The 840-nt window shown below is 53.6% G+C and carries 1 protein-coding gene; it reads left to right on the top strand.

The window, feature by feature from the left end:
- Nucleotides 1-840 (top strand): type VI secretion system tip protein TssI/VgrG (tssI, locus tag DK187_RS20905; RefSeq protein ID WP_162623581.1); only part of this gene is annotated, 840 nt, incomplete at both ends.

Genomic DNA, 840 nt, shown 5'->3' with positions numbered 1-840 from the left:
CTTTGACGCACCATACACAAAGCTATCCAAGCCAAGCCGTCCTGAAAGACTACAGCTTCAAAAAGCCCGACTACCGTTTCTTGCATCAGCAAGACGGCGAGAACATGGATTACCAGCTTCCAACTTATGAACACTTCGATGCCCCAGGGCGCTTCAAAGACGACGTCACCGGCAAAGCCTTTTCTCGTATCCGCTTAGAATACCTACGTCGCAGTGCTCGCACCCTAGTGGGAGAAAGCAACCACGCCGGCATCCAAGCGGGCATGAAAATCACCATCGAAGGCCACACCGAAGACAGCATCAACCAAGAATGGCTGCCGGTATCAGTAGAACACCACGGCACCCAGCCGCAAGTCTTGGAAGAAGAAGGCCAATCTGGCAGCACAAGCTACAGCAATAAATTTACCTTTATTCCGGCCACCACCAACTGGCAAGCGACACCGCAACCCAAACCCAGTGTCGATGGCCCCATGATGGCCACGGTTGTTGGCCCAGAAGGGGAAGAAATCTTCTGTGACGAACACGGACGCGTCAAACTGCACTTCCCATGGGATAGATACAGCGAAGCGAATGATCACAGCTCCTGCTGGGTGCGAGTCTCCCAAGGTTGGGCAGGCAACCAACATGGCATGATGGCCATCCCCAGAATCGGCAGCGAAGTCATCGTCAGCTTTTTAAACAGCGACCCAGATCAACCGATCGTCACCGGCTGTACGTTCAACGCCAAAAATACCCCGCCGTACCTTTTGCCTGACCACAAAACCAAAACCGTGTGGCGCAGCGACACCCACCAAGGGGAAGGCTTCAACGAGATCTCATTCGAAGACCAAGTCGACAATG

Source organism: Marinomonas arctica (assembly GCF_003259225.1).
GTDB classification, from domain to species: Bacteria; Pseudomonadota; Gammaproteobacteria; order Pseudomonadales; family Marinomonadaceae; genus Marinomonas; species Marinomonas arctica.
The sequence above is the reverse complement of the archived record's forward strand: the minus strand, read 5'-3'. Positions and strand labels throughout refer to the sequence as shown.